Annotated in this window: 25 protein-coding genes; 13 read left to right on the forward strand and 12 right to left on the reverse strand. The window is 69.4% G+C overall.

What is annotated here, in order from left to right:
• Window positions 1-74: 74 nt before the first annotated feature.
• The 4 genes from DAA40_RS15405 to DAA40_RS15420 are packed head-to-tail and all read left to right on the forward strand — an operon-like array spanning window position 75 to window position 4652.
• The gene (locus tag DAA40_RS15405; RefSeq protein WP_106850655.1) at window positions 75-950 is read left to right on the forward strand and encodes a xanthine dehydrogenase family protein subunit M; all 876 of its coding nucleotides are present in this window, start codon (window positions 75-77) and stop codon (window positions 948-950) included.
• Window positions 947-1510 (forward strand): (2Fe-2S)-binding protein, encoded by a 564-nt coding sequence (locus DAA40_RS15410; RefSeq protein ID WP_234356423.1) that lies wholly within the window; start codon window positions 947-949, stop codon window positions 1508-1510. The genes DAA40_RS15405 and DAA40_RS15410 overlap by 4 nt, the downstream gene beginning before the upstream one ends.
• A complete protein-coding gene (cutA, locus tag DAA40_RS15415) occupies window positions 1510-3972 on the forward strand; it encodes an aerobic carbon-monoxide dehydrogenase large subunit (protein WP_106850656.1) in 2463 nt (820 codons plus the stop codon). Before DAA40_RS15410 ends, cutA begins: the two co-directional genes overlap by 1 nt.
• A complete protein-coding gene (locus DAA40_RS15420) occupies window positions 3969-4652 on the forward strand; it encodes a carbon monoxide dehydrogenase subunit G (protein WP_106850657.1) in 684 nt (227 codons plus the stop codon). The genes cutA and DAA40_RS15420 overlap by 4 nt, the downstream gene beginning before the upstream one ends.
• 103 nt (window positions 4653-4755) lie before the next feature.
• Here DAA40_RS15420 and DAA40_RS15425 read toward each other — a convergent pair whose 3' ends face one another.
• From DAA40_RS15425 to DAA40_RS15440, 4 genes are read right to left on the reverse strand one after another with little or no spacing between them, the layout of a single operon-like run.
• Entirely contained in the window at window positions 4756-5181 is a 426-nt protein-coding gene (locus tag DAA40_RS15425; RefSeq protein ID WP_106850658.1) for a TA system VapC family ribonuclease toxin, read from the reverse strand.
• On the reverse strand, window positions 5178-5399 hold the full coding sequence (locus DAA40_RS15430) for a ribbon-helix-helix protein, CopG family (RefSeq protein ID WP_106850659.1): 222 nt from the start codon (window positions 5397-5399) through the stop codon (window positions 5178-5180). Before DAA40_RS15430 ends, DAA40_RS15425 begins: the two co-directional genes overlap by 4 nt.
• A 50-nt stretch (window positions 5400-5449) precedes the next feature.
• Complete coding sequence (locus DAA40_RS15435; RefSeq protein ID WP_106850660.1) at window positions 5450-5824, reverse strand: CrcB family protein; 375 nt, start codon at window positions 5822-5824, stop codon at window positions 5450-5452.
• Window positions 5821-6396, reverse strand: coding sequence for a CrcB family protein (locus DAA40_RS15440; RefSeq protein ID WP_234356424.1), 576 nt, complete (start codon window positions 6394-6396; stop codon window positions 5821-5823). Before DAA40_RS15440 ends, DAA40_RS15435 begins: the two co-directional genes overlap by 4 nt.
• Between DAA40_RS15440 and smc the strand changes: the two genes are divergently transcribed.
• Together smc and ftsY are read left to right on the forward strand one after the other, a co-directional pair.
• A complete protein-coding gene (gene smc, locus DAA40_RS15445; protein ID WP_106850661.1) occupies window positions 6391-9960 on the forward strand; it encodes a chromosome segregation protein SMC in 3570 nt (1189 codons plus the stop codon). The two genes, DAA40_RS15440 and smc, sit on opposite strands and share 6 nt — an antisense overlap.
• Before the next feature lie 73 nt (window positions 9961-10033).
• Window positions 10034-11377: a signal recognition particle-docking protein FtsY gene (gene ftsY, locus DAA40_RS15450; protein ID WP_106850662.1), complete on the forward strand. Its 1344-nt coding sequence runs from the start codon at window positions 10034-10036 to the stop codon at window positions 11375-11377.
• On the opposite strand, the gene DAA40_RS15455 is transcribed toward ftsY, so the two are convergent.
• From DAA40_RS15455 to DAA40_RS15465, 4 genes are read right to left on the reverse strand one after another with little or no spacing between them, the layout of a single operon-like run.
• Entirely contained in the window at window positions 11374-12111 is a 738-nt protein-coding gene (locus DAA40_RS15455) for an energy-coupling factor ABC transporter ATP-binding protein (protein WP_199849841.1), read from the reverse strand. The two genes, ftsY and DAA40_RS15455, sit on opposite strands and share 4 nt — an antisense overlap.
• Window positions 12108-12869 (reverse strand): cobalt ECF transporter T component CbiQ, encoded by a 762-nt coding sequence (cbiQ, locus tag DAA40_RS15460; RefSeq protein WP_106850664.1) that lies wholly within the window; start codon window positions 12867-12869, stop codon window positions 12108-12110. The genes DAA40_RS15455 and cbiQ overlap by 4 nt, the downstream gene beginning before the upstream one ends.
• A 1-nt stretch (window position 12870) precedes the next feature.
• Complete coding sequence (locus tag DAA40_RS16540) at window positions 12871-13221, reverse strand: PDGLE domain-containing protein (RefSeq protein WP_199849842.1); 351 nt, start codon at window positions 13219-13221, stop codon at window positions 12871-12873.
• Window positions 13218-13925, reverse strand: coding sequence for an energy-coupling factor ABC transporter permease (locus DAA40_RS15465; RefSeq protein ID WP_199849843.1), 708 nt, complete (start codon window positions 13923-13925; stop codon window positions 13218-13220). The genes DAA40_RS16540 and DAA40_RS15465 overlap by 4 nt, the downstream gene beginning before the upstream one ends.
• Window positions 13926-14062: 137 nt before the next feature.
• Between DAA40_RS15465 and DAA40_RS15470 the strand changes: the two genes are divergently transcribed.
• The 4 genes from DAA40_RS15470 (at window position 14063) to DAA40_RS15485 (ending at window position 18311) form a co-directional block, all read left to right on the forward strand.
• Entirely contained in the window at window positions 14063-14644 is a 582-nt protein-coding gene (locus tag DAA40_RS15470; RefSeq protein ID WP_234356429.1) for a MauE/DoxX family redox-associated membrane protein, read from the forward strand.
• 22 nt (window positions 14645-14666) lie between these two features.
• The gene (locus DAA40_RS15475) at window positions 14667-15494 is read left to right on the forward strand and encodes a thioredoxin domain-containing protein (RefSeq protein WP_158716475.1); all 828 of its coding nucleotides are present in this window, start codon (window positions 14667-14669) and stop codon (window positions 15492-15494) included.
• 186 nt (window positions 15495-15680) lie between these two features.
• Entirely contained in the window at window positions 15681-17228 is a 1548-nt protein-coding gene (gene ffh, locus DAA40_RS15480) for a signal recognition particle protein (protein ID WP_106850667.1), read from the forward strand.
• Window positions 17229-17234: 6 nt separating this feature from the next.
• On the forward strand, window positions 17235-18311 hold the full coding sequence (locus tag DAA40_RS15485; RefSeq protein ID WP_106850668.1) for an amidohydrolase family protein: 1077 nt from the start codon (window positions 17235-17237) through the stop codon (window positions 18309-18311).
• On the opposite strand, the gene DAA40_RS15490 is transcribed toward DAA40_RS15485, so the two are convergent.
• Window positions 18308-19183, reverse strand: coding sequence for a LysR family transcriptional regulator ArgP (locus DAA40_RS15490; protein WP_106850669.1), 876 nt, complete (start codon window positions 19181-19183; stop codon window positions 18308-18310). The genes DAA40_RS15485 and DAA40_RS15490 overlap by 4 nt on opposite strands.
• Window positions 19184-19253: 70 nt before the next feature.
• Between DAA40_RS15490 and DAA40_RS15495 the strand changes: the two genes are divergently transcribed.
• Window positions 19254-19850 (forward strand): LysE/ArgO family amino acid transporter, encoded by a 597-nt coding sequence (locus DAA40_RS15495; RefSeq protein WP_234356425.1) that lies wholly within the window; start codon window positions 19254-19256, stop codon window positions 19848-19850.
• A 54-nt stretch (window positions 19851-19904) separates the two neighbouring features.
• Window positions 19905-21314, forward strand: a complete 1410-nt coding sequence (gene proS, locus DAA40_RS15500; RefSeq protein WP_106850671.1) for a proline--tRNA ligase — start codon at window positions 19905-19907, stop codon at window positions 21312-21314.
• A gap of 25 nt (window positions 21315-21339) precedes the next feature.
• Here the strand turns inward: proS and DAA40_RS15505 are convergent, their stop codons facing one another.
• From DAA40_RS15505 to DAA40_RS15515, 3 genes are read right to left on the reverse strand one after another with little or no spacing between them, the layout of a single operon-like run.
• Window positions 21340-21930, reverse strand: coding sequence for a CueP family metal-binding protein (locus tag DAA40_RS15505; protein WP_199849844.1), 591 nt, complete (start codon window positions 21928-21930; stop codon window positions 21340-21342).
• A gap of 51 nt (window positions 21931-21981) precedes the next feature.
• The gene (locus DAA40_RS15510) at window positions 21982-22638 is read right to left on the reverse strand and encodes an HAD-IA family hydrolase (RefSeq protein ID WP_106850673.1); all 657 of its coding nucleotides are present in this window, start codon (window positions 22636-22638) and stop codon (window positions 21982-21984) included.
• Between the two features lie 43 nt (window positions 22639-22681).
• Window positions 22682-24157, reverse strand: coding sequence for an NAD-dependent succinate-semialdehyde dehydrogenase (locus DAA40_RS15515; RefSeq protein ID WP_106850674.1), 1476 nt, complete (start codon window positions 24155-24157; stop codon window positions 22682-22684).
• 9 nt (window positions 24158-24166) lie between these two features.
• On the opposite strand from DAA40_RS15515, the gene DAA40_RS15520 reads away from it, so the two are divergent.
• Window positions 24167-25408 carry a YbfB/YjiJ family MFS transporter gene (locus DAA40_RS15520; protein ID WP_106850675.1) on the forward strand — a complete coding sequence of 414 codons (1242 nt, stop codon included), beginning with the start codon at window positions 24167-24169 and terminating at the stop codon, window positions 25406-25408.
• Window positions 25409-25442: the final 34 nt, after the last annotated feature.

Raw genomic sequence — 25442 nt, forward strand, 5'->3', positions numbered from 1 at the left:
GGCCGGCACCGCCGAGAACGGTGCCGGCCCCACGCTCGTTGACAATGGAAGAACCTCGTAATTAGGGAGTAGGGATGAAACCCGCACCGTTCGTCTGGAACGGACCGACGTCGAAGGCCGAGGCCATCGCTGCGCTCGCCGAGCACGGCACGGAGGCCAAGGTGCTCGCCGGGGGACAGTCGCTCATCCCGATGCTCGCCATGCGACTCGCCGAGCCCAGGGTGCTGGTGGACATCAACGCCGCCGCCGAGCTGTCGTACATCTCGGTAGGTGACGACGGCATTCGCGTCGGCGCGTTGACCCGGCACGCGGAGCTGGAGCGTCACGCGGAAACGGCGCGGATCGCTCCGATCATCGGCCAGGGGCTGCGCAACGTCGCGCACGCCACCATCCGCAATCGTGGCACCACCGTCGGGTCGATCGCGCACGCCGACCCGTCCGGCGAGATGACCTCCGTCCTGGCGCTCACCGACGGTCACGTCGTCGCGGCCTCCGCCGGTGGCGAGCGGACGATCCCCTGGAACGAGTTCTTCGCCGGCGCCCTAGAATCCTGTCTCGAACCCGACGAGCTCGCCGTCGAGGCCTACTTCTCGGCAATGAAAGAGAACGAGGGTTCGGCGTACCTGGAGATGTCGCGCCGGCACGGTGACTACGCGATGTGCGGAGTCGGAGCGATCGTCGCGCTCGAGGACGGCAGGATCGCCGCTGCACGGCTGTCGTTCATCTCGGTCACCGAGACTCCGATCGTCGTCGACGTGACCGAGGCCGCGGGCTCCGGGGCGGACGCCGTCGCCGAGGCCGCGCGCGAGGCGATCGACCCGGTCGGCGACATCCACGCCAGCGCGGAGTTCCGCACCCACCTCGCGGGCGTGCTCGCGCAACGGGCGGTCGAGCAGGCGGTAGAGCACGCGAAGCAGCGACGCACCGACGGCGAAGGAGAGACGACGTGACCACCAGCGCCGAGCACACCAACCAGGCGGGTGAGACGCTGTATCCCGTCACCATGACCATCAACGGCCAGCACGCCACGGACACCGTGACCGCACGACGGACCTTGTCGGACTTCCTGCGCCACGACCGCGGGCTCACCGGCACTCACGTGGGATGCGAGCACGGCGTCTGCGGCGCCTGCACCGTACTGCTGGACGGCACACCTGTCCGGGCCTGCCTGGTTTTCGCCGTCTCGTGCAACGGCCACGAGGTCACCACAGTCGAGGGACTCGGGCAGCTAGACGAGACCGGTGACCCCGACTCGCTCTCCCCGGTGCAGCGCGCCTTCCGCGACACACACGCCCTCCAATGCGGTTTCTGCACCCCGGGTTTCCTGACCACGATCACCGCGGGCCTGCGAGAGAATCCCGACCCGACACCGGACGAGGCGATCGAGATGATCAGCGGCAACCTGTGCCGGTGCACCGGCTACCAGAACATCGTGAAGGCTGTGCTGCGCGCCGCCGAGATCGCGCGCGAGCAGTCCAGCACTCCCGTTGCACGGGAAGGGGAGAAGTAATGGCTCAGCGCTACTTCGGCTCCGCCGTCAAGCGCAGCGAGGACCTGCGGCTGACCACCGGCAACGGCCGCTACACCGACGACATCGGCGCCCGTGAGGCGGTCAAGCCGTACGAGGCAGCGTACGTGCGCTCGCCTCACGCGCACGCGCGGATCACCGACATCGACATCGACGACGCACTGGACGTCGAGGGCGTCGTGGCGATCTACACCTGGGAGGACCTCGAAGGCCCGGCTGGCGAACCGCTGCCGGTGCTGATCCCACACCCGTCGCTGCACGCGCCGCGCACCGGCTACGCGCTGGCCAAGGACGAGGTGAACTTCGTAGGCGAAGCCATCGTCATGGTCGTCGCACTCGACCGCTACATCGCCGAGGACGCGGCAAACCGGATCCGCGTCGACTACGAGTTCCTGCCCCCGGTCGTCGGCGTGACCCGCTCCCGCGAGGCCGCAGCGACCGTCCACGAGGACATCGATGACAACGTGGCCGCCCACCTCGTGCAGGAGAACGGCGACGTCGACGCCGGCTTCGCGAAGGCCAAGCACACCCTCGAGCTGGACCTGACGATCGAGCGATCGGCGTCCATCCCGATGGAGGGCAAGGCGGTCCACGCCAAGTGGGACGACGACGACAAGAGCCTGCGCGTCTACTCGTCCACGCAGACCTCGACGTCCGTGCGCGCCGCCATCGCCGCCAAGCTGCAGCTGCCGCTGACGAAGGTAGAGGTCATCGCACCCGACGTCGGTGGCGGGTTCGGCGTCAAGATCGTGCATCCGTGGCCCGAGGAGATCACGGTGCCGATGGCGGCGATGAAGCTTAGCCACCCGGTGAAGTGGACCGAGGATCGCCGCGAGCACTTCATCGCCTCGTCGCACGAGCGCGAGCAGCAGCACAAGATCAAGGTCGGGTTCGACGACGACGGCCGGATCAACGCGCTGGACGTCGTGTTCTGGCACGACAATGGCGCCTACACGCCGTACGGTGTCATCTGCCCGATCGTCACCTCGACCCAGCTGCTCGGCCCGTACAAGCCGGAGAACTACCGCGTCGAGTTCTACTCGGTCTACACCAACACCTGCATCGTCACGCCGTACCGCGGCGCCGGGCGTCCGCAGGGCGTGTTCGCGATGGAGCGGACGATGGACCGGATCGCCGACTACCTCGGCAAGGACCGCACCGAGGTACGCCAGGCCAACTTCATCCAGCCGGACGAGTTCCCGTTCGATCAGGGCCTGATGTTCCAGGACGGGCGGCCACTGATCTACGACTCGGGCGAGTATCCGAAGCAGCTCGAGTCGTTGAAGAAGCAGATCGGCTGGGACGGCATCGACGCACTCCGTGAGGACGCGCGCTCTCGCGGCAGGCTGCTCGGCGCCGGGATCGCCTGCTACGTCGAGGGAACCGGCCCCGGCCCGTACGAAGGCGCGCACGTCAACGTCCTCAACGACGGCACCGTCGAGGTCGCGATCGGCCTCACCACGCAGGGCCAGGGCCACGAGACCGCATTCGCTCAGATCGCGGCCGACACGCTCGGCGTCCCGTTCGAGAAGGTGCGCGTCACCGCCGGCGATACGCGCCGCTTCGGTTATGCAGTAGGGACTTTCGCATCACGTGCTGCGGTCATGAGTGGGTCGGCGGTGCACCTGGCGGCCGTCCAGGCGCGCGACAAGGCGCTGCGCGTCGTGTCCGACCTGCTCGAGGTCTCGGCCGAGGACCTGGAGATCGTCGACGGCAACGTGCAGGTGAAGGGCGATCCGTCGTCCGGCATCACCCTCGCGCACGCCGCCGTCCTGTCGAACCCGCTGCGGTACGCATTCGACGAGGCAGCGAAGGAGGCGACCCAGTTCGCCAAGCCTGGTGATCCCGACAAGCCGCCGATCGCCGACGACAGCGAGCCCGGCATCGAGGGGACCGACTACTACTCTCCGCCGCGCTCGACCTTCGCCAGCGGTATGCACGCCGCGTTGGTCGAGATCGACCCGCTCACGTGCGACATCCAGATCGTGAAGTACGCCGTGAACCATGACTGTGGCGAGCTGATCAACCCGATGATCGTCGAGGGGCAGGTGCAGGGTGGCCTCGCCCAGGGCATCGGCGGCGCGCTCTACGAGATCATGGAGTACGACGAGTCCGGGCAGCTGCTGAACGCCTCGTTCATGGACTTCCTGCTCCCGTACGTCACCGAGATCCCGATGGAGTCGCGCGGCGAGCTGACGCTCGAGCACCAGGTGACGCCGTCGCCGCTCAACCCGCTCGGCATCAAGGGCGCCGGCGAGGCCGGAGTGATCCCGGTGGCCGCGCTCATCGCCTCCGCAGTCGAGGATGCCGTCGGCTTCCGGATCACCGAGATGCCGCTCAACCCATCGAAGCTGTTCGATCTCATGCGCGCCCACGACGCGGGCGAGATCGAGGACACCAAGGCCGGTGCCCAGCGCCTGGCCGCGACGAAAGGTCAGTTATGAAGGTCTCCGGTTCTGCCGTCCTGAACGCCACCCCCGACAAGGTCTGGGAAGCGATCAACGACCCGAAGGTGCTCGCCGAGGTGATCCCGGGCTGCGAGAAGCTTGAGGAGGTCGGCCCGGCGCACTACCGCGGCGTGGTCTCGATGGGCATCGCCTCGATCAAGGGCACCTATCAGGGGGAGATCAAGCTCGAGGACCTGCGCGAGCCCTCGTCGCTGACCCTGAAGGCCGAGGGTGCCGGCGCCGCCGGGACGATCGGCACGACGGTCGACGTGCAGCTCGCGGACAAGGGCGACGGCACCACCGAGATCAGCTACGACGCCGACGCGATCGTCGGCGGGATGGTCGGGGGCGTCGGCCAGCGGGTGCTCACCTCCGTGGCGAAGAAGACCGCGGGCGCCTTCTTCAAGCAGATCGATGCCGTGCTGACGGGCGAGAAGAAGGTTGGCGCGAAGGAGGCCGCACCCGAGGTAGCCGCCGTGCCGGCCGGCACGGCCGTGGCCGGTGCTCGGTCCGCAGGTGGATCGGACGCTGCCACCGCGCCGACTCCCGCTGCCGGTGGGCCGCTCGCCGTGCTCGCACCGGCGTCCGGTGGCGGCTCGTTCGTGCTCGGCGCCGTCTTCGGCGCCCTGTCGATGCTGATCGGCGTCCTCGTGGGCGCCCGCATTGCCAAGCGGTAACCGGTCTAGGACGAGTCGCGAAACTCGCTCGCGGACGAACACTCTCATCGACGAGCGGATGAATCGACCGGTGCGCCACGCTGGGCCGCTTTCGTAACAGAACCTAGTCGAACGGGTTGAGCCAACGCACCCCTCGGAACCGGGCGAAGTCGCTGTCGGCTGACACGACCTGCGCGCCGTGCTGGAGAGCCAGGGAAGCGAGCTGCGCATCGGGGACGAGGTTGCCGCTGATGTCGGCGTCGACGACCAGCGCGCGCATGATCGACCAGGTCGCCTTGGTGACGTCGGGCAGCCACGCGGCCGGCGCTGCGAGCCAGTCATCGACGCAGGCGACAGCGAACGCGGGAGCCAGCGGCGTGGTCATGATCCGGGGGTGAGTGGAGATCCGGAGGAACGCTGAGATGCTCTGCCAGGGTAGGCCGACCCGGGCGGCCCCGTTGAGGTGTTGCTCGAGGAATCCGCTGGCGCGGTCGTGGTGCCGGCTCGTCTCGTCGACGGCGTAGAGCAGTACGTTGGCGTCGAGAATCATGTGTTCTCGAGTAGGTCGAGCACCTCGCCGATGTTCGTGAGGTCGACCTTCGCGTTCAGCCGCGCGGTGCGCTGGGTGAAGGGCCGCGGTTCTGAAACCCGCGTGAGTCCGCGACGAGCGAGTGCCACGATTGCCTCACTCGTGCCCATGCCTTCCTCGCGGCGAAGTCGCGCTACCTCGGCTTCAAGATCCGGGGGAAGGTTCACTGTCGTGCGCATACGCCAAGGATAATGCATCAGTGATGCGCAGGCGGAGCATCGCTGATGCGTCAGAGAGTCGCGCCGAGGAGGAGACCGGCCCACGCGAGAGCGACCGCGCCGAGCAGGGTCCCGAAGGCGTTCAGTGCGGCGTGAGCCCGCGGCCCGCCACGCGCGAGGCGCACGGTCTCGACCGCATGCGTACTGAAGGTGGTGAACCCGCCGAGGAATCCCACTCCGAGGACGGCGTACGCCGTGGCCAGGTCGCGGTCGATTGCCGCCCCCGCCAGCATCCCGAGCAGCAGCGAACCCGTCAGGTTGATCGCCGCCGTAGCGACCGGGAAGTGCGTGCGCCACCGCGCACGGATGAGCGCGTCCACGATGAACCGCCCGGCTGCTCCCGCTCCGCCGGCCACGCTGAGCAGCGTCAACGTCAGTGGGCTCATCCCGGCCCCCGGATCCTTTGCGCGGTGGCGATCCCGGCCCAGGCGAGAATTGTCCCGGCGGTGAGGGTAAGTGCGACATAGCAAAGAGCAGTGCCGGCCGCGCCCGCCCTCAGCAGGTCGACCGACTCGACCGCGAGGCTGCTGTACGTCGTGAACCCCCCAAGCAGCCCGGTGCCCACGGTCAGCCGCAGCCTGCGCCGTGCGCCGGAGTCGTCGCCGGCCAACAGCAGCAGCTCGAGCAGCAGGCCGAGGGCGAACGCGCCGATCAGGTTGACCGCGAGCGTGCCCCACGGCAGGCCCGAGCCGGCCGGCAGCGCCAGTTCGACAAGCGCCCGCAGCCCGCACCCGCCGGCCCCGCCGGCCCACACCCCGCCGACCTGCCGCGCCGTCGGCAGCGCGCCCCGGATCGCCGACGGCGCATCCGGGTCGGAGGTTGTCCAAGTAGAGACACCGCCGATCCTCCCACCGCAGCACGCGGGGGCGGGCGAGGCGGATGTGCCCGGGATCGGTGTGCCGGGCCGGTATCGTTGAGGGCTGCCGACGTACACACCCGCGGGAGCTGATCTGTGCACCTGAAGAGCCTGACCATCAAGGGCTTCAAGTCCTTCGCGTCGGCGACCACGCTGCGGCTCGAACCGGGTGTCACCTGCGTCGTCGGGCCGAACGGGTCGGGCAAGTCGAATGTCGTCGACGCGATCGCGTGGGTGCTCGGCGAGCAGGGCGCGAAGGCGCTGCGCGGTGGCAAGATGGAGGACGTCATCTTCGCCGGCACCGCCGGCCGCGCGCCTCTCGGCCGAGCCGAGGTGACGCTCACAATCGACAACTCCGACAACGCCCTGCCGATCGATTACACCGAGGTGTCGGTCACCCGCCGGATGTACCGCAGCGGCGAGAGCGAGTACGAGATCAACGGCGACCGGTGCCGGCTGATCGACATCCACGAGCTGATGAGCGACTCGGGCATCGGCCGCGAGATGCACGTGATAGTCGGCCAGGGCCAGCTCGACAGCGTCCTGCAGGCTCGCCCGGAGGACCGCCGTGGCTTCATCGAGGAGGCGGCCGGCGTCCTGAAACACCGCAAGCGCAAGGAGAAGGCGCTGCGCAAGCTCGACGCGATGATGGCTAACCTCACCCGGGTCAGCGACCTCACCGACGAGCTGCGCCGCCAGCTCAAGCCGCTCGGCCGCCAGGCGGACGTCGCCCGCCGCGCGCAGGCGATCCAGGCGGACGTGCGCGACTCACGGCTGAGGTTGCTCGCCGACGACATCGCCACGCTCAGCTCCACCCTGGAGCGCGAGGTAGCCGACGAGACCGCGCTGCGCCGGCGCCGCGCCGAGGTCGAGGCCGAGCTCGCCGAGCGCAGTGCCCGGGAGACCGAGCTCGACGAGGCGCTCGCCACCGACGCACCACTGCTAGCGGCGGCCCAGGACGCCCACTTCCAGCTCTCCGGCATCGCCGAGCGGCTGCGCGGAACCATCCAGCTCGCGGCCGAACGCCATCGCGGGCTCTCTACACCGCTGGAGGATCCGGCCAGCGCCCGGGACCCCGACGAGCTGGAGCGGCAGGCAGCGACCTTCGCCGACGAGCTTGAGAGAATGAAGCAGGCACTCGACGGCGACCGCCAGGTGCTCGAGGACATCGGTGAGCAGAAGCGCACCGCCGAGGCCGAGCTGAAGGCCGCGGAGGACCAGCACGTGGCCGCCGTCCGGGCGATCGCGGACCGCCGAGAGGGCTTGGCCCGGCTCGTCGGTCAGGTCAACACGCTGCGCGCCCGGGCCGGCGGCGCGGACGACGAGATCCAGCGGTTAGGCGCGGCGTTGCGCGATGCCACTGCCCGCGCCGCGGACGCCGAGGAGAAGCTCACCACGGTGCAGGAGTCGATCGGCGATCTCGACGAGGGCGAGCATGGCCTCGACGAGCGGCACGAGGCCGCCGAGAGCGCGCACGCAGCGGCAGGAGCGCGGCTGCGAGAGCTGCGCGACGCGTTGCGAGAGGCCGAGCAGGAGGCCAAGAGCTGGGAGGTCCGGCGCGACGCCCTGGCGGTCGGGCTGGGGCGCAAGGACGCCACCGCGAGCCTGGTGGACGCCGGCGACCGGCTGCCCGGGCTGCTCGGGTCGTTGTCCACGATGCTCACGGTGAAGCCCGGGTCGGAGGCGCCCGTCGCGGCCGCTCTGGGGGCGCTCGCCGAAGCGGCCGTCGTACGGCGCGCGCAGGACGCCGCCGATGCGCTGCGGATGCTCAAAGACGATGACGCCGGCCAGGCCGCGATGCTGATCAGCGGCCAGGGTGGCGACGACGATCGCGCTTCGTGGCCAGCGCTGCCCGACGACGCCCGTTGGGCGGTGGACGACGTCGAGGTGGGCTCGGAGCTGGCCGGCGTCGTCCGCGAGGTGCTGCGCAAGGTCGCCATCGTCGGCTCGCTCGACGCGGCGGCGGAGCTGGCCGAACGGCACCCCGACGTGCAGGCGGTGACCATCGACGGCGACGTCGTGGGTCGTGGTGTGGCCCGCGGAGGTTCGGCGTCCGCCCCGTCCACGATCGAGGTCAAGGCCGCGGTCGACGAGGCGGAATCCCGACGCCGGGAGGCCGCCGCGGAGGCCGACCGGTTGCGTGCGCAGGTCGAGCAGGCAGCGGCGAGCGAGCAGCAGGCCGCGCAGCAGGTCGCCGAGGCGCTGGCCGCGTTGCACGAGTCCGACGCGCAGATGAACGCCGTCGCCGAGGAGCTCGCCCAGCTCGGCTCCGCGGCGCGCAACGCTTCGGCCGAGGCCGACCGGCTCACCCGGCAGCAGCAGGAGGCCGAGGAGAAGGCGAAGCAGGCCCGGGCCTCGCTGGCCGAGATGGAGGAGCGGCTGCGGCTCGCCGAGGAGGCGCCCGCGGAGGAGGAGCCCTCGACCGACGAGCGAGACCGGCTGATCGTCGTCGTCGGGAACTTGCGGCAGCAGGAGATCGACGTCCGGCTCGGCGTGCGGACCGCCGAGGAACGAGTACAGGCGCTGACCGGCAGAGTGGCCTCACTGCGCCGGAATGCCGAGAACGAGCGCGCCGCCCGGCAACGGCTGGCGCGTCAGCGCGAGCAGCGGGCGCGCGGCGCCCAGGTCGCCAAAGACGTCGAGACGACCGCCGCCAAGGTGCTCGACCACCTCGCCGTCTCCGTGACGCGCGCCGAGCGCGAACGCGACCAGATCGCCGCCGGACGGGTCGAGCGCGAGGGCGAGCTGAGAGCCGTGCGGGTGCGGCTCAAGGAGCTCGCCGCGGACCTCGACCGGCTCACGGACAAGGTGCACCGGGACGAGGTGGCGCGCGCCGAGCAGCGGCTGCGCATCGACCAGCTCACCGAGCGTGCCTCCGAGGAGTTCGGGGTCAGCGTCGAGGCGCTGCTGGCCGAGTACGGGCCCGACCAGAAGGTGCCGCCGACCGCCGCGATGGTCGCCGAGGCCGAGCAGAAGGGCGAGCCCGCACCCGAGCCGACGGCCTACGACCGCGACGTCCAGGAGAAGCGCGCCCGGAAGGCGGAGAAGGACCTCGCGCTGCTGGGGAAGGTCAACCCGCTGGCGCTGGAGGAGTTCGCGGCGCTGGAGGAGCGGCATCAGTTCCTCTCCGACCAGCTCGAGGATCTCAAGGCCACCCGGCGCGATCTGCTGACCGTCGTCGCGGACGTCGACGCCCGCATCCTCGAGGTGTTCTCGTCGGCCTACGAGGACGTCGCGCGCGAGTTCGCGATCGTCTTCAGCACACTGTTCCCGGGCGGTGAGGGACGACTGGTGCTCACCCACCCCGATGACATGCTCACCACCGGCATCGAGGTCGAGGCGCGCCCGCCCGGCAAGAAGATCAGGCGGCTGTCGCTGCTGTCCGGCGGCGAGCGATCACTGACTGCCGTCGCGCTTCTGGTGGCGATCTTCCGCGCGCGACCGAGCCCGTTCTATGTCATGGACGAGGTCGAAGCCGCCCTGGACGACGTCAACCTCGGACGGCTGATCACCCTGTTCGAGCAGCTGCGTGACACCAGCCAGCTGATCATCATCACCCACCAGAAGCGCACCATGGAGATTGCCGATGCGCTGTACGGCGTAACGATGCGCGGTGATGGCATCACTCAGGTGATCAGCCAGCGAATCCGCGAGCAGGCTTCCTAGCCGACCCGTCCGGGTAAGAACCCTCACGGCCGGTCCCGTACCGGCCCGCGTTTTCTCTGGGAGGATGAACGCTATGGAATGGCTCTGGATCGCGCTGTCTCTGCTCGTCATCATCGTCATCTCGTCGTACGCCTTCATCGTCAGCAAGGGCAAGAAGGTGATGCGGCTGGAGGACAAGCCGAAGTCGGCTCCGCGCATCGACCGCCCCGATCGCTCCGCCACGGGCGGCGCGACCGCGACGCTGGACCGGCCGGCCACCAAGGCCCCGCCCGCTACGCCGACCGAGCCGACCGAGCCGATCGAGCCCGCCGACGCGGCGCCCCCGGGTGCCCCGGGCTCGCTGACGCCGACGGACGCCGAGGCCGAGGCCGAGCTGCCGGAGGGCGTCGTCGTCCCGGACAGCCCCGCGGGCCTGGACACCGCCCCGCCGGTCGAGGCGCCGCCGGTCGAGCCCGAGCCGGAGCCTGCTCCGGTGCTCGATGCCCCGCCATCGACCAAGAGCCGGATGGGCCGGTTGCGCGACCGGCTCGCGCGCTCCAACAGCGCCTTCGGCCGCGGCCTGCTCGCCGTCATCTCCAAGGACGAGATGGAGGAGGAGGACTGGGAGGATCTGGAGGACTCGCTCCTGCAGGCGGACGTCGGCGTCGCTGCCTCCACGCACATCGTTGAGCAGCTGCGCACCAAGTCGATGGCGGTCGGCGCTGGCGACTCCGACTCGGTGAAGCGGCTGCTGGCCGACGAGCTCGTCGACGCCCTCGGCGAGGACATGGACCGCACCCTCGCGGCGACCCGTGCGGACGGCAGCCCGGCGGTCGTGATGGTCGTCGGCGTCAACGGCACCGGCAAGACGACGACCTGCGGCAAGCTGGCGCGCGTGCTGGTCGGCGACGGGCACACCGTGCTGATGGGCGCGGCCGACACCTTCCGTGCCGCAGCTGCCGACCAGCTCGCGACCTGGGGTGAGCGCGTCGGCGTCGACGTCGTCCGGGGCCCCGAGAAGGCCGACCCCGCGTCGGTGGCCTTCGACGCGGTCAAGGAGGGCAAGGCGCGGCGGATCGACACGGTGCTCATCGACACCGCGGGGCGGCTGCACACCAAGCAGGGCCTCATGGACGAGCTCGGCAAGGTCAAGCGCGTGGTCGAGAAGCACGGCCCGGTCGATGAGACCCTCCTTGTGCTGGATGCCACCACCGGCCAGAACGGCCTCGTGCAGGCGCGCGTGTTCACCGACGTCGTCGACGTCACCGGGGTCGTGCTGACCAAGCTCGACGGCTCGGCCAAGGGCGGCATCGTGATCGCCGTGCAGAAGGAGCTGGGGGTTCCGGTGAAGTACGTCGGGATAGGCGAGGGCAAGGACGACCTCATCCCGTTCGTGCCGCGCGAGTTCGTTGACGGCCTGCTGCAGACCGCCGGCTAGTTCGGCACGCTGAACCCATACGGCAGCTCCAGGCGGTGCCGGCTCAGCAGCCGATCGTCGCCGAGGATCATCGTCGTCGCTCCGTCGGCGACGATCACGCCGCCGTCGAGGATCACCGACCGCTCGCACAGCTGCAGCGCATACGGCAGGTCGTGGGTGACCATCAGAATCGTCACCGGCAGAGACTGCAGGATCTCGGCGAGCTCGCGGCGTCCGGCCGGGTCGAGGTTGCTGGACGGCTCGTCCAGCACCAGGATCTCCGGGTCCATCGCGAGCACGGTGGCGACCGCCACCCGGCGTCGCTGCCCGAACGACAGGTGATGCGGTGGCCGGTCGGCGAACTCGCTCATCCCGACCGCGGCCAGCGCACGGTCGACCGCAGCGTCCAGATCGGCCCCGCGCAGCCCCAGGTTGGCCGGGCCGAACGCGACGTCCTGACGCACGGTCGGCATGAACAGCTGGTCGTCGGGGTCCTGGAAGACGATGCCGACGCGCCGACGGACCTCCTGCAGGTGCGCCTGGTCCACCGCCAGCCCCCCGACGCTCACCCGCCCCGCGCCACCGGCCAAGATCCCGTTCAGATGCAGCACGAGTGTGGTCTTGCCGGCGCCGTTCGGCCCCAGGAGCGCAACTCGCTCGCCGCGCTCGACGCGCAGGTCGACGCCGTAGAGCGCCTGGTGACCGTCGGGATAGGCGAAGGCCAGCCGCTCCACCAGCAGGGACGGCGCACTCATCGGATCATCCATGCGGCGGTGGTGGCCGCGACGACCACGGCGACGCCGGCGACGAGGGCCAGCGGGGCAGCGGTCAGGGCCCGGCTGCCGAGCGCCGGCATCTCGCCGGTGTACCCCCGTGACAGCATCGCGAGGTGCACCCGCTCCCCGCGCTCGTAGGAGCGCACGAACAGCGCCCCGGCGGAGCTCGCGACCGCCCGCGCGTGACCCAGCCCACCGCCGGCGTAGCAGCGTGACTCGCGAGCGATCCGCATCCTGCGCAGGTCGTCGGTGATCACGCTGAGATAGCGCAGCATGAAGGAGGCGATCTGGACCAGCAGCGACGGGAGGCGGAGCCGGCGCAGCCCGGCGATCATCTCGGCGGGCTCGGTCGTCGAGGCCAGCACGATGCCCGCGAGCACGCCGAGGGTCGCCTTGCAAAGCATCGCCCCGGCCGCGATCAGGCCCGGCTCGCTGACCGCGATCCCGAGCACCTCGATGCGCGGGCCCCGCGCGAAGAACGGCAACGCGAGCGCGAACAGCACGAACGGGATCTCGATGAGCATCCGGCGAGCCACCGACAGCGCACGAAGCCGCGCGGTGGCGGCGGCGGCGAGAAGGATCCCGAGCGCCACGGCGTACGGCCACCACACGCCCGCCGGGACGGCGACGACCGAGATCACGAGGATCAGCGAGGCGAGCACCTTGTGGTGCGCGTGGGCCTGATGCAGCCAGGAGCCGCCGGGTACGTAGCCGGCGTGGGCGTGTCCGGCGCTCACCTCAGCGGCTTGCGCTCGAGACGTCGCGCTCCGGCGATGCCTCGGGCTGGCTGCCGCTTCGCGGCCGCAGCAGCAGGAACAGCCCCGTGGAGACGCCGGCGACCACGAGCACGCCGATGACGCCGGAGAGCCCCGTCGAAAGCCATTCGTCCTCGACCCCGGTGGTCTGGTAGTCCGCCAGTGGGCCGTCCTGCAGGTCATGCTCGGACGCGCTCTGCGCGATCCCCTTGTCCTCGGCGACCCGTTCCAGTCCATCGGGGGAGGAGGAGGCGAAAAAACTCAGCAGCCCTGCCACGACGAGCGCGGCTACGAGCAGGCCGATGACGACGGCGCGCGCGGACGGGCGCCTCACGAGCGAGCTCCCGTCGGGCTGGCCGGGGCCACCGAGTCACGCAGCTCCAGCGGGCGACGCTGGTCCCGGGTGAGGAACACCAGGTCCGGCCGGGCCGCGAGCACCGCCCCCACGACGAGCGTCGTGATGAGCGCCTCGCCAAGGCCGACCAGCAGATGGACGCCGAGCATCGCGCCGGTGAACCCACCGAGCGGGACGGCTACGGTGCCCCCGACCGCGAACAGCCCGACGAACACCAGTGCGGCGGCCGGCACCGATATCAGCGCACCGGCGAACACTGCCGCGAGTGTGCCGCCGCGGCCTCGCGGAAGGACGCGCAGCAGGCCACGCATGACGACGTACGACACCGCGACCGTGCAGACGGAGATCAGGACAACATTGGTGCCCAGTGCCGTGAGCCCGCCGTCGGCGAAGACCAGCGCCTGAACGATGAGGACGACCGCGACGCACAATGTGCCGGTCCACGGGCCGACGAGGGCGGCTGCCAGCGCGCCGCCCATCAGATGGCCGCTGGTGCCACCGGCAACCGGGAAGTTGATCATCTGTGCGGCGAACACGAAGGCGGCGACGATGCCGGCCAGCGGCGCTGTACGGTCGTCGAGCTCGCGGCGGGCGCCGCGGAGGCAGAGTGCGACCGCGCCCGCGGCGACCACCCCGGTTGCGATCGAGGTCGGTGCGTTAAGAAATCCGTCAGGCACATGCACGGCGCGGCCTCCTGGTCACGGGATGGAACCCCACCAGCCTATTGCATATCGCTTGCAACAAGTACTCGACTGCCGCGCGCCGACCCGGTCACAGGGCGACCCCGCAGCGTGAGGGCCGTGGAAGAATACAGGTCGTGATGCACGCAGAGTCCGCCACCGGCAGTGGAGGGTGGCCGTCGGCTCGGACCGCGATCTCGACGGTGGCCCGGCTGGCCATGGCCGCGGTCTTCGTCGTGGCCGGGCTGAGCAAGATCACCGACATCGAGCTGGCGAAGCTGTCGGTCGAGTCCTACCAGATCTTCCCGCGCGAGATCGCGCACGTCATCGGCATCACGCTGCCGGTCCTGGAGATCGCGCTGGGCGCCCTGCTGCTGCTGGGACTGGGTACCCGCATCGTCGCGCTGCTCATGTCGCTGCTGCTCATCGCGTTCATCGCCGGGATCGCCTCGCTGTGGATCAGAGACATCAACGTGGCGTGCGGCTGCTTCGGTGGATCGATCCTCGCGACCGAGCGGCCCAACTTCGCCTTCGAGATCGGTCGCGACCTGCTCATGCTCGCGGCTACCGCGTGGCTGACCGTCTGGCCACGCACCCACCTGGCACTCGACGACGTCCTCGGGTCTCGCACCTCGGCCGCGGACGGGGAGCGTGAGCAGCCAGAGCATGACGAGACCGGCCGCGAATACGATGAACAGCTGTCCGGAAGCTCACCGCGTTAACCCGTACGAACGAAAGAGGCAGATGTCCAACTCGCAGAAGAAGCGCAACGTCAACGCCGGCGGCTCCACAAGCAAGTCGCCGGGGCGCTCCAACAGCACTGGTCCCAAGGTGAGCGGCAAGAAGCCGGCGAATGCCAAGAGCCGTGACAAGGCGATCGCCGACGCCCGGAAGGCCACCTCCGGCGGCAACAGCCAGATGACGATCTGGATCGTGGCCGGCGTACTCGTCGTGGCGCTCATCGTGGCCGGCATCATCGCCGTCACCTCCAGCAACGACGAGAAGGAGAAGGCCCGCGCGGCCGTCGACCCGGGTGCCGGAACGGTGAGCGAGGGTGCGATCACCTGGGGCGAGGAGTCCGCGCCGGTCACTGTCGAGTACTACGTCGACCTGCTGTGCCCGGCGTGCCGCGTGTACGAGACGCGTGCCGCCGAGACGATCGAGAAGTACATCAACGACGGCACCGCCAAGCTCGTCGTGCACCCGGTCGCGATCCTGAACCAGCAGTCGCAGCCCGCAGGCTACTCGACCCGCGCGGCCGCCGCGCTGCTGTGCGCCGGCGACAAGGAGGGCGGCTACCTCTACATGAAGCAGCTCTACGAGAACCAGCCGCCCGAGGGCGGCCCCGGGCTAAGTGACCAGGAGCTGATCTCCCTGGCCGAGGACGAGGGCCTGGGCGAGGACTGGAAGCAGTGCTTCGAGGGCGGGGAGCACGCCGACACGCCGACCGCCAACACCAAGGCCTTCGAGGAGAAGGGTTACGCGGGCACGCCGACCGTCCTGGTCGACGGCAAGGAGCTTTCGCTCGGCGGCGTCGAAGAGCTCAAGCAGGAGATTGAGGCGGCCAAGTAGCCCGAGCGAACACCCGGAACCGGCGGTTGACGTCGTCGCTCCGGATATCGAGGTCCGGGCCTACCAGCGCCGGCGGCATCGCGGGGGAGTCCGACGCCACGGGCGAGGGGGCTGATGTCGTCTACTCTAGAGAGTCGGCGTACCGCCCGCGTTCTAGGTGCGCGTGAACCCACCCCAGGAGCTTTCGTGTTCGACACACTGTCCGACCGCCTTGAGAAGGTCTTCACCGGCCTGCGCAGCAAGGGCCGACTCACCGAGGCCGACATCAACGCCACCTCTCGCGAGATCCGCATCGCGCTGCTGGAGGCCGATGTCGCGCTCCCGGTCGTCAAGGCGTTCGTCTCGGCGATCAAGGAGCGCGCGCTCGGTGCCGAGGTCTCCAAGGCGCTCAACCCGGCGCAGCAGTTCATCAAGATCGTCAACGACGAGCTCATCGGGGTGCTGGGCGGGGAGACCCGGCGACTGCAGTTCGCCAAGAACCCGCCGACGGTCATCATGCTCGCCGGCCTGCAGGGCGCGGGCAAGACCACGCTGGCGGGCAAGCTGTCGAGGTGGCTGAAGGGTCAGGGCCACTCGCCGATGCTGGTCGCGGCCGACCTGCAGCGTCCGAACGCAGTCACCCAGCTGCAGGTGGTGGGCCGTCAGGCCGGGGTCGACGTGTACGCGCCCGAACCCGGCAACGGCGTCGGCGACCCGGTGCAGGTCGCCCGCGAGTCGATCGAGCAGGCCAAGCGCCAGATGCACGACATCGTCATCGTCGACACGGCCGGCCGTCTGGGCGTGGACGCCGAGATGATGCAGCAGGCGATCGACATCCGCGACGCCGTCCGGCCCGACGAGGTGCTGTTCGTCATCGATGCGATGATCGGCCAGGACGCGATCACCACCGCCGAGGCCTTCCGCGACGGCGTGGGGTTCACCGGTGTCGTCCTGTCGAAGCTCGATGGCGACGCCCGTGGCGGCGCCGCGCTCTCGGTGCGCTTCGTGACCGGCCAGCCGATCATGTTCGCCTCGACCGGTGAGAAGCTCGAGGACTTCGACGTCTTCCACCCCGAGCGGATGGCAAGCCGCATCCTCGGCATGGGCGACATGCTCACTCTGATCGAGCAGGCGCAGCAGACCTTCGACGAAGAAGAAGCCGAGCGGATGGCCGAGAAGGTCGCCTCCGGCAACAAGTTCACCCTCGACGACTTCCTCGAGCAGATGGTCGCGATCCGCCGGATGGGGCCGCTGCAGAACCTGCTGGGGATGCTTCCCGGCGCCGGCCAGATCAAGGACCAGCTGAACAACCTCGACGAGAAGGACCTGGACCGCACCGCTGCGATCATCCGCGGCATGACGCCCGCCGAGCGCCAGGACCCCAAGATCATCAACGGCTCGCGTCGGCTGCGCATCGCCAACGGCTCCGGCGTGACCGTCTCGGAGGTCAACAACCTGGTCACCCGGTTCTTCGAGGCGCGCAAGATGATGACCCAGATGTCCGGCGCGATGGGGCTGGGTGGCGGCAGTGGCATCAGCCGCAAGTCACGCAACGCCAAGAACAAGAAGAGCGGCAAGAAGGGCAAGAAGGGCGGCTCGCGGCCCAACCGGCCCATGGGGATGCCGCCCGGTCTGGGCGGGATGCCGGGAATGCCCGGGGGCATGCCGGGGCTCCCGCCCGGCGTCGGGGGACCCGGCGGGCCGAAGATTCCCGGTCTGCCCGATCTCTCGAAGCTGAACCTGCCGAAGGAGTAAGGATCGATGGGTGCGCTGCGCTTCACCGGCGTCGTCCTTCCGGGCGACGAGGAGCGTGACCTGTACGTCATCGACGGCCGGGTCAGCTACGAGGCCGTGGCCTCTGCCGAGACCGTGACACGCGGCGGCTACATCGTCCCGGGCCTCGTCGATGCGCACTGCCACCTGTGGAACAGCCCCGAGGGCTTCGTATCGGCCGACGAGCATGATCGCCTCCGGCAGAACGCTCGGGACACCCGCGACGGGGGAGCCACGGTGATCCGCGACTGCGGGTCGCCGTACGAGATCGGCTGGATGAACCGGGAGGAGGACCTCCCCGAGGTCATCCGGGCAGGCAAGCACATCGCGCAGGACAAGCGCTACATCAGCGGCGTCTACACGCACACCGAACCGCAGGATCTCCCGGCGCAGATGGCGATCGAAGCGCAGCGCGGCGACGGCTGGGTGAAGATCGTCGGCGACTGGATCGATCGAGGCGAGGGCGATCTGGCCCCGCTGTGGGGCCTGGACGAGCTGCGCGCCGGCATGGAGGCCGCCCACGCTGCCGGAGCCCGGGTCACCGCGCACACCTTCAGCGAGCAGGCGCTGCCCGACCTGATCGCCTCCGGGATCGACTGCATCGAGCACGGCACCGGCATCACTGACGACGTCATCACCGCCATGCTCGAGCATGGAACCGCCTTGGTGCCGACCGTGGTGAACATTCACAACTTTCCCGACATCGCCGCCGCTGCGACGAAGTATCCGGCGTACAAGCAGCACATGCTCGACCTGCACGAGCAGCACCCGCAGCGACTGCGCGCGGCGTACGAGGCCGGCGTGCCGATGTTCGCCGGTACCGACGCCGGCGGTGCGATCAAGCACGGGTCGATCTGCGAGGAGGTCATCGCTCTCGCCGGGATCGGCCTGTCGCCGTACGACGCGCTCGGCGCGGCCTCGTGGGCGGCGCGCGAGTGGCTCGGCCGCCCCGGACTCGACCAAGGCGCTCCCGCCGACTTCGCCTGCTACGCGTCCAATCCACTCGACGACCTGAGCGTGCTGCGTACTCCTGAGCGAGTCGTCCTCCGCGGAGTCGTCTACTAGCTCCGCAGTGCGGCTCTCGCCGCGTGCCGGACGGCGTCGCTGAGCAGGCCGAGGGCGGGAGAGTCGATCCGCCAACGCTGCCAGTAGAGCGGGACGTCGACATGAAGGCGCGCGCCGAGCCGCCGCAGGCTGCCGCGGGCGAGCGAGTCCCCGAGATCGGACTCCGGCAGCGCTCCCCAGCCAAGACCGGCGTGCACCGCCTTCGCGAAGCCCTCGGACGACGGCATCACGTGGCATACGTCGGGCCTGCTCACGCCGTGTGCCGCGAGGATGTCGTGCTGCAGGTCGTCCTTGTCGTTGAACCGGACGACGGGAAGCGCTTGCCAGTCGATCCGGCGTCCGCTGGTGTGCATCTCCAGCAGTCCGGGAGTCGCGACCGGGACATAGCGCATCGCCCCGAGTGGCTCCACCGAGCAGCCCTGCACCGGTGCCCGATCGCTGGCCACCGCCGCGAGCGCGGTCGCATCACGCATCAGGGCCGTCGTGTGCTCCTGGTCCTCGACGTACAGCCGCAGCTGGATTCCGCGATGTGCCGCTACGCGGCTCAGCACCGTGGGAAACCACGTGGCCAGCGAGTCCGCGTTGACCGCGACCGGGAGGTCGACGACGGGGCTCTGCGAGCCCATCCCGGAGAAGGTCTCACGCTCGAGCAGCTCGATCTGTCGCGCCATCCGCAGCAGCCGCGCGCCGGGATCGGTTACCCGGCAAGGGTTCGAGCGGATGACGACCACGTGGCCAAGCTGCGACTCGAGCGCCTTGATGCGTTGGCTGATAGCGGACGGCGTGACGTGCAGCGCGGCCGCAGCCGCCTCGAAGGTCCCGGTGTCGACCACGGCGAGGAGCGCGGCAAGATGTTCACGATTCGGGCGCATGAAGCAATGCTAATCAAGGTGCAGAAACATTCGCTGGTCTAATGCAGGCGAGATGCCTAGCGTCAGGGGCGTGACCTACCTGCTGACCGGACTGCTCACCGGGCTGTCGCTCATCATCGCGGTCGGCGCACAGAACGCCTACGTGCTGCGCCAGGGCCTGCTACGCAACCATGTGGGGGTCGCGGTGCTGATCTGCGCCGCTGCGGACATCGCCCTGATCGCAGCCGGCGTGGCGGGACTCGGTGCGATCGTCGAGCGGGTTCCCGACCTGCTCACCGTGCTGACCTGGGCGGGAGCGGCGTACCTGCTGTTCCTGGCGTTCTCGGCATTTCGCCGTGCCGCGGGCAAGGAGCAGCTGGACCCGTCGTCCGTGCCGGCTAGCACGCTGAAGACGGTGGCGCTGACCACGCTCGCGCTGACCTTCCTCAACCCGCACGTTTACCTCGACACCGTGCTGATGCTCGGCTCGCTGGCGAACGCGCACGACGGAACGCGGTGGTACTTCGGCGCGGGCGCGATGATCGCCAGCGTCGTGTGGTTCTGCGCTCTGGGATTCGGGGCGAAGGTGCTCGCGCGGTACGTGCGCAAGCCGTCGACCTGGCGGGTGGTCGACACCGTGGTCGGCGTCGTGATGGTCCTCGTCGCCGTGCGGCTGCTCACCATGTAGTGGGCGAGGCGATGTGAGCGGGATCGCCTCTGGGTAGGCACTACGATCGTCCGCATGGCCAAGAGCGTTCTCACCCCGCAGTCCGACGACTTCCCTCGTTGGTATCAAGATGTCATCGCCAAGGCAGAGATGGCCGACAACGCACCGGTTCGCGGCACGATGGTGATCCGCCCGTACGGATACTCCATCTGGGAGCGCATGCAGCGCGAGATGGACGACCGCATCAAGGCCGCCGGCGCGAAGAACGCCTACTTCCCGCTGTTCATCCCCGAGTCCTATCTGACCCGTGAGGCCGAGCACGTCGAGGGCTTCAGCCCCGAGCTCGCCGTCGTCACCCATGCCGGTGGCAAGCAGCTCGAGGAGCCCGTCGTCGTCCGGCCGACCTCCGAGACGGTCATCGGCGAGTTCATGGCCAAGTGGATCAACTCCTATCGCGATCTGCCGCTGCTGCTGAACCAGTGGGCGAACGTGGTCCGGTGGGAGCTGCGTCCGCGGGTGTTCCTGCGCACCAGCGAGTTCCTGTGGCAGGAGGGGCACACCGCGCACGCCACCCGCGAGGACGCCGCGGCGTACGCCGCTCGAATCCACCGCGAGGTCTACGAGGACTTCATGGTCAAGGTGCTGGCGATGCCGGTGATCCGGGGCCGCAAGACCAACGCCGAGCGGTTCGCCGGCGCCATCAACACGCTCGCACTCGAGGCGATGATGCGCGACGGCAAGGCGCTGCAGATGGGCACCTCGCACGAGCTGGGCCAGAACTTCGCCAATGCCTTCGGCATCAAGTACCTGTCGGCGGACGGCAAGCAAGAGACCTGCTGGACGGCGTCCTGGGGCACCTCGACCCGCATGATCGGAGGCCTGATCATGACGCACGGTGACGACAACGGCCTGCGGATCCCGCCGCACCTCGCCCCGGTCCAGGCGCTCGTCATGGTGGTCAAGGACGGCGAGGGGGTCTCGGAGGCCGCGCACTCGATCGTCTCCGAGCTCACCAGGTCCGGCGTCCGCGCCGAGCTCGACGACCGCACTGACACGCCGTTCGGTCGCCGCGCAGTGGACGCCGAGCTCAAGGGCATCCCGCTGCGCATAGAGGTCGGCCCACGCGACGTCGCAGAGAGCAAGGTCACCGTCGCGCGACGGATCGTCGGCGGCAAGGAGCCGGTGGGGCTGGACGCCGTGGCGGGCTACTGCCTGAGCGCACTCGATGCCGATCAGCAGGCGCTGTACGACGAGGCCGTCGCGCGACGTGACGAGAAGACCTCGGACGTCAAGACCATCGACGAGGCGCGGGAGGCTGCGCAGACCGGGTTCGCGCGCATCCCGTGGGCCACGCTCGGGGTCGAGGGGGAGAAGAAGCTCGCCGAGTCGGCGATCACGGTCCGTTGCCTCGTGCGCCCGGACGGCGAGATCCCCGAGTCCGACGACGAGGACGGCGCCATCGCGGTCGTCTCCCGCGCCTACTGAGCAGGAGTCGAGGGCGTTCCTGGGCCTAGCTCAGCTGGAGCGTGGTGACGCACGTCGGGTCGTCGGCGCCGGTGGCGAACGGCGCCTCGACCGACTTGCCGTCGTACGACACGCTGATCGTGCCCGCGATGTCGCGCGGCAGCCAGAACCCGACGAAGCCGTTCTGGTAGGTGGTGACCGTCTCGTCGACGAGCACCTCGCCGTCGTCGGCGGTGATCGTGACGTCCAGCTGCTGGTCGACCAGCTCGCCCTGGCAGGAGGCCAGGTTGTGGTAGTAACATTCGTGGGTCTTGTCGACATACGGCGCCATCGAGAGGTAGAACTCGTCCTCGATCGGCAGGCTCACCGTCTCCGCGGTCTCGCCGTCGGTCAGCTCGACGACGTCGTAGCGCACTGAGCCGACGAGCTGCGTCATGAGATCCTCGTCGGTCTTGTCGAGCTCGGTGATGATCTCCTTGGTGCTCTTGCCCTCGAGATCATGCACCTCGATGAAATCCGCGGCCGCACTGCTGGCGGCGGGCGGCGTGTCGGTGTCGGCGTCCGAGTTGCAGCCCGAGAGCAGCAGGGCGGTGCCGCCGATCACGGCGGCGAGGGCGCGGGTGACTCGATGTGGCACGGTTGCCTCCAGCTGACTGCGGTGTCCTTCCATTGTGGTCCCGGCAGGCACTCAGCGCAGTGTGATCCCGAGGACTGCCTCCAGCTCGCCGAGCGCGACGTCCGGGTCGCCGACCTTGATCGTCTGCATCCCCATCGCCTTGGCGGGCTTGAGGTTGATGCCGAGGTCGTCGAGATACACGCACTCGTCGGGCTGCACGCCGAGCAGCTCGCACGCAGTCTCGTAGAACTTCGGCTCCGGCTTGCGATAGCCGACCTTGCTGGACTCCACGACCGCGTCGAAGCGCGCCATGATCGGCTTGACGTCCTCGCGCTCGTTCGCGGTCGGGTCCAGACCGTCCTGCTTCTTCATGACGTTGTTCGTCAGGCAGGCGATCTTGTATCCGGCCGCCTTGACCGCATCGAGCGCGGCGACCATCTGCGGACGCACCTCGCCGGCGAGCAGCGCCAGGATGTCCGCGCCGCGGATCTCGTGTCCGAGCTTCTTCGACTCGGCGGCGAAGGCCTCGTCGAACTCCTCGTGGCTGAGCTCGGAGCGCTCCAGACGCGCCCACGCGTTGGCATCCGGGTCGTGCGTGTTCACCGTCCGCACGAAGTCCGCGGGCAGGCCGCGCTCCGACTCGTACCGGTTGAAGGCCTCGAATGGGCTGGAGAGGATGACGCCGCCGAAGTCCCACAGCACGGCCTTGATCTGGTTCGCCTCAGTCATGCCAGCGAGCGTAGCGACGTACGCATCCGGTGTGGACTTGGGTCTACCGGTCGGTGACGCGTCCGAGGCAGAGGTACTTCATCTCCAGGTACTCCTCGATGCCGTGCCGGGATCCTTCGCGCCCGAACCCGGACTGCTTGACTCCGCCGAAGGGCCCGACCTCGTTGGAGACGATGCCGGTGTTGATGCCGACGATGCCGTACTCCAGCCGCTCGCTGATCCGCCAGTACCGGTTGAGGTCGTTCGTGTAGACATACGACGCCAGACCGAACTCGCTGTCGTTGGCGAGCTCGACGACCTCGTCATCGGTGTCGAAGACGAACACCGGGGCCACCGGCCCGAAGGTCTCCTCGTGGGCTATCTGCATCTCGTGCGTGGCCCCCGTGATCACGATCGGCTCGACGACCTGCTTGCCCTTGGGAGGTAGCGATCCGGCGACCACCTTCGCGCCCTTGGCCTCGGCGTCGTCGACGTGCTCGCGGACCTTGTCCACGGCGTCCTGGCTGATCATCGGGCCGATGACGACGTCCTTGCCGAACCCGTCGCCGGCCTTCATCCGGCGCACCTTGCCGGCTAGCTTCTCGACGAAGGCGTCGTGGACGTCGCGGTGCACATAGATCCGGTTCGCGCACACGCAGGTCTGCCCGGCGTTGCGGTACTTCGACGCGATCGCGCCGTCGACCGCGGCATCGAGGTCTGCGTCGTCGAAGACGATGAACGGGGCGTGCCCACCGAGCTCCAGGGCAAGGCGCTTGACCGTCTGACCGCACTGCTCCATGAGGATCCGGCCGACAGCCGTGGAGCCGGTGAACGACAGGTGGCGCACCACCTGCGACTCACACATGACCTTGCCGACCTCGCTGGAGCTGCTGCTGGTGACCACGTTGAACACGCCCGCCGGGATACCCGCGCGTGCGCCGAGCTCGGCCAGGGCGAGCGCGCACAGCGGCGTCTCGCCGGCCGGCTTCAGCACGACCGTGTTGCCCGCTGCCAGCGCGGGGGCCGCCTTGCGGGTGCCCATCGCGATCGGGACGTTCCACGGCGTGATCGCCGCGCACACGCCGACCGGCTGCTTGAGCACCACGATCCGCTGATCGCGCCCGACCGGAGCCGGGACGTCGCCGCACACCCGCTTCGCCTCCTCGGCGAACCACTCGATGAACGACGCGCCGTACGCCACCTCGCCCTTGGCCTCGGCCAGCGGCTTGCCCTGCTCATAGGTCATCAGGGCACCGAGATCGTCCTGGTTCTCCATGATCAGGTCGTACCAGCGCCGCATGATCCCGGCGCGCTCCTTGCCGGTCATCGCGCTCCACGCGGGCAATGCCTTCTCCGCCGCACCGATCGCCTTCTCGACCTGCTCGGGGGAGAGATCGGCAACCTCCGCGAGCACCTTGCCGTTCGACGGGTTGCGCACCTCGAAGGCCTTCTTGCCGGTTCCGTGCACCCACTTGCCGCCGACGTACGCCTCACTCTTGATGAGGGACCTGTCCTTCACGCGCTTCATCAGCTCAGCCATGGACCCACGATGCCACGTTCGCCGCCGCAAGGGGAGTCGCTCGCGCTGCGCCTCTCGCCGGTCTACGGTCGGGTGGTGATCAGCGGTCGATCGGTGACGGCGCAAGCCCTGCTGGGGATGACGGTCGCCATGGGCATCGGGCGGTTCGCCTACACCCCGCTGATGCCGCTGATGATGGCCGACGGCGTGCTCACCCGCGAGCAGGGCGCGATGGTGGCCACCGCCAACTACCTCGGGTATCTCATCGGCGCTGTCGTCCTCACCCTCTGGCCACAGCTGAACACCCGCTTCACGTACCGCGTCTGGACGATCATCCTGGTGCTGTCCGAGTTGCTCATGGTGCCGCTGGACGGCATGGCGGGATGGACGACGATGCGGTTCTTGGCCGGGTATGCCAGCGCGGTGCTGTTCATCGGCATCGCCAGCACTCTCGGTGCGTACTCCGGCAAAGGGGCGTCCGCGGGCATGGCCTTTGGCGGCGTCGGGATCGGCATCGCGCTCATGGGCGGGTTCTCGCTGCTGCTGGCCGAGCACCTGACCTGGCAGCAGATGTGGCTGGGTACGGCGGGGATCAGCGTGCTGCTGGCGATCGGGCCGTGGCTGTTGCCGGTGGAGGCCGAGTCCTCGCCTGAGCGTCGGGGATCGGGCAAGCGCCGCCTGCCCCGGCCGATGAGGCTGATCTGGCAGCTGCTGTTCGCCGCGTACTTCCTGGAGGGCCTGGGCTACATCATCATCGGCACCTTCATCGTCGCCGCGGTCGGTACCGGGACGGGGCCCAGCGCGGCCGTGTGGGTGGTTGCCGGCCTGGCGGCGATTCCGGCGACCGTCCTCTACGGGCGCCTCGCCCAGCGGGTGCCGATGAGCATCGTGCTCGTCGGCGCCTACCTCCTGCAGACCATCGGCGCGCTGCTGCCTGTCGTCGTCGACGCGACCTGGGCCAGCTTCGTCTGCGCCGCGCTCTACGGCGGGACCTTCCTCGGCATCGCGATGCTCACCACCAGCCAGGGCCGGCGGCTGCCGGTGGAGCGAGCGGCCGCGGCGCTCACTGCCGGCTACAGCATCGGACAGGTGCTGGGGCCGATCGTGGTGACACCGGTGATCGGAAGGTCGTACGGCACCGCGTTCCTAGTGGCCGCCGTCGTGATCGCCGCCGGCGGTCTGCTGATGACGGCGGTCGCCGTGCTGATCGCGCGGCACGGGGAGGGCGACGGGGCTCCGGGCGTGAGTGCCGTCTCGCCGGTGCGGGGCTGACTGCCGGCGCATCGTCTGGCAGAATGAACAGGTT

The sequence above is a fragment of the Blastococcus sp. Marseille-P5729 genome, assembly GCF_900292035.1.
Taxonomy (GTDB): domain Bacteria; phylum Actinomycetota; class Actinomycetes; order Mycobacteriales; family Antricoccaceae; genus Cumulibacter.

Excerpts from the sequence above, each read along its gene's own strand:
- DAA40_RS15405 (WP_106850655.1), top strand. The coding sequence starts at position 75 with ATGAAACCCGCACCGTTCGTCTGGAACGGACCGACGTCGAAGGCCGAG.
- cutA (WP_106850656.1), top strand. The coding sequence starts at position 1,510 with ATGGCTCAGCGCTACTTCGGCTCCGCCGTCAAGCGCAGCGAGGACCTG.
- DAA40_RS15420 (WP_106850657.1), top strand. The coding sequence starts at position 3,969 with ATGAAGGTCTCCGGTTCTGCCGTCCTGAACGCCACCCCCGACAAGGTC.
- DAA40_RS15425 (WP_106850658.1), bottom strand. The coding sequence starts at position 5,181 with ATGATTCTCGACGCCAACGTACTGCTCTACGCCGTCGACGAGACGAGC.
- DAA40_RS15430 (WP_106850659.1), bottom strand. The coding sequence starts at position 5,399 with ATGCGCACGACAGTGAACCTTCCCCCGGATCTTGAAGCCGAGGTAGCG.
- DAA40_RS15435 (WP_106850660.1), bottom strand. The coding sequence starts at position 5,824 with ATGAGCCCACTGACGTTGACGCTGCTCAGCGTGGCCGGCGGAGCGGGA.
- ftsY (WP_106850662.1), top strand. The coding sequence starts at position 10,034 with ATGGAATGGCTCTGGATCGCGCTGTCTCTGCTCGTCATCATCGTCATC.
- DAA40_RS15455 (WP_199849841.1), bottom strand. The coding sequence starts at position 12,111 with ATGAGTGCGCCGTCCCTGCTGGTGGAGCGGCTGGCCTTCGCCTATCCC.
- DAA40_RS15470 (WP_234356429.1), top strand. The coding sequence starts at position 14,063 with ATGCACGCAGAGTCCGCCACCGGCAGTGGAGGGTGGCCGTCGGCTCGG.
- DAA40_RS15475 (WP_158716475.1), top strand. The coding sequence starts at position 14,667 with ATGTCCAACTCGCAGAAGAAGCGCAACGTCAACGCCGGCGGCTCCACA.
- DAA40_RS15485 (WP_106850668.1), top strand. The coding sequence starts at position 17,235 with ATGGGTGCGCTGCGCTTCACCGGCGTCGTCCTTCCGGGCGACGAGGAG.
- DAA40_RS15490 (WP_106850669.1), bottom strand. The coding sequence starts at position 19,183 with ATGCGCCCGAATCGTGAACATCTTGCCGCGCTCCTCGCCGTGGTCGAC.
- proS (WP_106850671.1), top strand. The coding sequence starts at position 19,905 with ATGGCCAAGAGCGTTCTCACCCCGCAGTCCGACGACTTCCCTCGTTGG.
- DAA40_RS15510 (WP_106850673.1), bottom strand. The coding sequence starts at position 22,638 with ATGACTGAGGCGAACCAGATCAAGGCCGTGCTGTGGGACTTCGGCGGC.
- DAA40_RS15515 (WP_106850674.1), bottom strand. The coding sequence starts at position 24,157 with ATGGCTGAGCTGATGAAGCGCGTGAAGGACAGGTCCCTCATCAAGAGT.
- DAA40_RS15520 (WP_106850675.1), top strand. The coding sequence starts at position 24,167 with ATGCCACGTTCGCCGCCGCAAGGGGAGTCGCTCGCGCTGCGCCTCTCG.